We start from the raw sequence: 4,353 nt of genomic DNA, 5'->3' as shown, positions 1-4,353 counted from the left end.
GCGCCACGTAGGACAACACGAGGGCAAAGACGAAACCGAGGAACAGGGAAACGGAGAAGGTATCGATGTGGACGCTCGAAAAACCATCGGCGGAATTCCAGAACGTCAAATGGTGCTTGATATACTCAGATGCGTTGCTTGCCATTGCGCTTTTCTCTGTTTATTTAATTAAAAGCCCGAACCAATAGCCGGAGATGGCGGCAAAGTAACCGCAAAACAACCCGGCCACGGAAAAATTTCTGTAGTACAGCAGCACGCAACCGAACATCGCCACGGTCAGCATGAACTTGACCGCCTCGCCGCGGAAATGCGCCCGCATCAGGACGCTAGGCGGCACATGGCGCTTGGCATAGGCAATCCGGCTATAGACCCAGGCGGGTATCAACGCAGACAGCCCCCCCAGGAGCGTCGATACCATGATATTGAGGCGCCCCCCCCCGAGGATCGCGCTCAGCGCCACAGCAGCCAGTGTGAGCTTGAGCTGCAAGCGCAGCACCCGCATTACTTCCGGATTATTCATGTCCGATTTTGTGAAAAATCGCACGATTATAGGCCTGGCATGGAAGATCAGTCAACCGAGCGGCCGCTTGAAACTGCTTGTAACAAAAGATCATTCCATTGATTTTACTTGCAGTTTTTCTAATATCCCCTCCAAAGCCGCGACGGAAGAATATTCAATTGTAATTTTGCCTTTTCCAGCCTTTCCATGGCGGATGGCCACGCCGGCGCCCAGGTGCTCGGCCAGCGTATCGGCCAGGCGCCTAATATCCGGGTCCTGCTGCGGACGCACCGGCGCCGGGCGCCCGTCTTGCTGCACGCGGCGCTCGACCTCGCGCACCGACCAGCCGTGCTTGGCCGCTTCTTCCGCCAGTTTCAGCTGGCGCGGCGCCGGCAGCGGCAACAGCGCGCGGGCGTGTCCCATTTCCAGCAAACCGTCATGCAGCATGGATTGAATGGCCTCCGGCAACGCCAGCAAACGCAGCAGGTTGGACACCGCGCTACGCGAACGTCCTAACGCTTCAGCCGCGGATTCGTGGCTCATGCCAAATTCATTAATTAGCCGCTGAATGCCCTGCGCCTCTTCAATGGCGTCCAACTCCTGCCGTTGAATATTTTCGATCAGCGCCATGGCCAGCGCCGCTTCGTCCGGCACGGTCTTGATCACCGCCGGCAGCTCGCCGAGGCCTGCGATGCGCGCCGCGCGCCAGCGCCGTTCGCCGGCGATCAGTTCGTATTCGCCAAAACCGATCTCGCGCACGACCACGGGCTGGATCACCCCCTGGGCGCGGATCGAGTCGGCCAGTTCGTTCAGCGCCGCCTCGTTCATGCGCGAGCGGGGCTGATACTTGCCCGGGCGGATCAGATCGATGGCGAGCGTCTGCAAACGGTCTTCCGCCGTGTCGGCAACGGACAGCAGCGCATCGAGGCCGCGTCCGAGTCCTTTGAGTTTGACCATGATTTAGTGGGTAACTTGTGCGGGTTCAGATTCAAGACGGGTCAGCAATTCGCCCGCCAACGTTAAATACGCCTGCGCGCCGCGCGCGGTGCGGTCGTAAACCAATCCCGGCAGGCCATGGCTCGGCGCCTCGGCCAAGCGGATGTTGCGCGGAATGACGGTCTCGAACACCTTGTTGCGGAAGTGCTGCGCCAGCTGGTCGGCCACCTGCTGCGACAAATTGCTGCGCGCGTCGAACATGGTGCGCAGCAGGCCGAGAATCTCGATGCGGGGATTGACGGCGGCGCGCACCTTGCGCAGCGTGCCGACCAGATCGGACAGCCCTTCGAGCGCGTAGTACTCGCACACCATCGGGATGAGCACGCTGCTGGCCGCCACGAGCCCGTTGAGGGTCAGCAGGTTCAGCGACGGCGGGCAGTCGATCAGAATGTAGTCGTACAGGTCGTCGAGCTCGGCCAACGCGTTCTTCAGCCGCTGCTCGCGCGCCAATTCCTGCACCAGCTCGATTTCGGCGCCGGCCAGGTCGCGGTTGGCGGGCAGCACGTCGTAGCCGCCCTCCTTGGCGCGCTGACGCACCTCGCGCGCGTCGGCGTGGCCGAGCAGCACGTGGTAAACGCTGTGATGGAGGTTTTGCTTGGCGATGCCGCTGCCCATCGTGGCATTGCCCTGCGGGTCGAGGTCGACGATCAGCACCCGCCGGCCGAGCTCGGCCAGACTCGCGGCCAGGTTGACCACGGTGGTGGTTTTTCCGACGCCGCCCTTTTGGTTGGCGACCGCGATTATGCGGCTCATCATTGCATCACCATTCTCACCAGATGACGCTCGGCATCGAGGCCGGGCACGCTGACCGGCACCACTTCGCTGACCGCGATGTCGGCGGGCAATTGGGCGATCTCCTCGTACGGATAAACGCCCTTCATCGCCACGAACTGGCCGCCAGGGGCCAATAGATGGCGGGTCAATTTGACGAATTCGGCCAGCTCGGCAAACGCGCGGCTGGTAATCCGGTCGAACGGCGCCGACGGTTTGAACAGCTCAACCCGCTCGGTAACCACCTCGACATTGGGCAGTTTCAACTCGATTACGGCTTGACGCAAGAAAGTTGTCTTTTTGTGGTTGGCGTCCAACACCACCACCTGCAGGTCCGGGCGGGCGATCGCCGCCGGAATGCCCGGCATGCCGCCGCCGGAACCCACGTCCAACAGACGCGTGCCGCCGGCCAGATGCGGCACCAGCGTCAGGCTGTCGAGCAGGTGGTAGCTCACCATGCGCTCGGTTTCGCGCACGGCGGTGAGATTGTAGGTTTGATTCCACTTGGCCAGCAGGGCCAGATAGGCATCGAGCGCGGCCAGCTGGCGCGCGCTCAGGTCGAGGCCGATCTGCTCCAGCCCGGAAGAGAGTTCACTGATTGTATTTATTTTGCTCACCCCTCGTTGAGTCACGAGTCGCGGGGCGCCGCCGCGCCCCTATTGTCGTTACGCGGTTTTTTTGGCGTCACCGAATCCGCGTTTCAGATGCACCATCAGCAAGGCGATGGCGGCCGGCGTCACACCCTGGATGCGCGAGGCTTGCCCCAGGGTTTCCGGACGCTGGCCGTTGAGCTTCTGCTGCACTTCCTTCGACAGCCCGGAGACCTGGGCGTAGTCGATGTCGGCCGGCAGGCGCACGTCGTCGAGATTGTCGCGCCGCGCCAGCTCATCGTTCTGTCGGTCGATGTAGCCTTGGTATTTGACCTGAATTTCCACCTGCTCGGCAACCACATCATCATCGACGCCGCCCTGCGCCTCGGGCAGCGTCATCAACGCCGCATAGGTGACGTCCGGCCGCTTCAGCAGATCGTGCAGATTGTACTCGCGTTCGATCGGCCGACCGAGCAAGGCGGCGATCAGCGCCTGGTCGCTGCGGGCAGGGTGCACCCAGGTAGCCTTGAGGCGCGCTTTTTCCGCCTCGACGGCATCGCGCTTGCGGCAGAAGGCGTCCCACTGCGCGTCGCCGACCAGGCCATAGCGCCGGCCCGCCTCGGTCAGGCGCAGATCGGCGTTGTCCTCGCGCAGTTGCAGACGGAACTCGGCCCGGCTGGTGAACATGCGGTACGGCTCGGACACGCCCTTGGTGATCAGGTCGTCGACCAGCACACCCAGATACGCCTCGTCGCGGCGCGGGCACCAGCCCTCCTCGCCGCGGGCGAGCAAGGCGGCGTTCATGCCGGCGAACAGCCCTTGGGCCGCCGCTTCCTCGTAGCCGGTGGTGCCGTTGATCTGGCCGGCGAAAAACAGCCCGTGGATCGCCTTGGTTTCGAAGGTCGATTTCAACCCGCGCGGATCGAAATAGTCGTATTCGATCGCATAGCCGGGGCGCAGGATGTGGGCATTCTCCAAGCCGGGGATGCTATGCACCGCCGCCAGCTGGATGTCGAACGGCAGACTGGTCGAAATGCCGTTAGGGTAGTACTCGTGCGTGTCCAGACCTTCCGGCTCGAGGAAGATCTGATGGCTGTCCTTGTCGGCGAAGCGGTTGATCTTGTCTTCGACGCTGGGGCAATAGCGCGGCCCCACCCCTTCGATCTTGCCCGTGAACATGGGGCTGCGGTCGAAGCCGCTGCGGATGATCTCGTGGGTGCGTTCGTTCGTATGCGTGACCCAGCACGGCAGCTGGTCCGGATGCATGGACGCCCGCCCCAGATAGCTGAACACCGGAACACCCTCGTGGCTCGCGCTCGCACGACCGGGCTCGCCGGTCTCCACCATGCCGTCGCCGGGCTGTTCGATGCAGCGGCTGTAATCGATGGTGCGCCCGTCGAGGCGTGGCGGCGTGCCGGTCTTCAACCGGGTCTCACGCAGGCCGAGCTTCTTCAGGCTCTCACCGAGCAGCACACTCGCAGGCTCGCCCGACCGCCC

General features: G+C 62.9%; 5 protein-coding genes. All 5 read right to left on the bottom strand.

Annotated features, from left to right (window positions below; genetic code table 11):
• Positions 1–160: 160 nt before the first annotated feature.
• A complete protein-coding gene (locus JOZ06_RS08200; RefSeq protein ID WP_293231151.1) occupies positions 161–520 on the bottom strand; it encodes an ATP synthase subunit I in 360 nt (119 codons plus the stop codon).
• A 90-nt stretch (positions 521–610) separates the two neighbouring features.
• Entirely contained in the window at positions 611–1,456 is an 846-nt protein-coding gene (locus JOZ06_RS08195; protein ID WP_293231148.1) for a ParB/RepB/Spo0J family partition protein, read from the bottom strand.
• A gap of 3 nt (positions 1,457–1,459) precedes the next feature.
• Positions 1,460–2,251, bottom strand: coding sequence for a ParA family protein (locus JOZ06_RS08190; RefSeq protein ID WP_293231145.1), 792 nt, complete (start codon positions 2,249–2,251; stop codon positions 1,460–1,462).
• Entirely contained in the window at positions 2,248–2,874 is a 627-nt protein-coding gene (gene rsmG, locus JOZ06_RS08185) for a 16S rRNA (guanine(527)-N(7))-methyltransferase RsmG (protein WP_293231154.1), read from the bottom strand. Before rsmG ends, JOZ06_RS08190 begins: the two co-directional genes overlap by 4 nt.
• Before the next feature lie 57 nt (positions 2,875–2,931).
• Positions 2,932–4,353, bottom strand: a 1,422-nt coding sequence (gene mnmG / locus JOZ06_RS08180) for a tRNA uridine-5-carboxymethylaminomethyl(34) synthesis enzyme MnmG (protein WP_293231143.1), incomplete at its 5' end; no start/stop codon positions are given.

It is taken from the genome of Paludibacterium sp. (genome assembly GCF_019232825.1).
Classification (GTDB): domain Bacteria; phylum Pseudomonadota; class Gammaproteobacteria; order Burkholderiales; family Chromobacteriaceae; genus Paludibacterium.
Note: the sequence above shows the minus strand (reverse complement) of the source record. Positions and strands in the feature narration are given on the sequence as shown.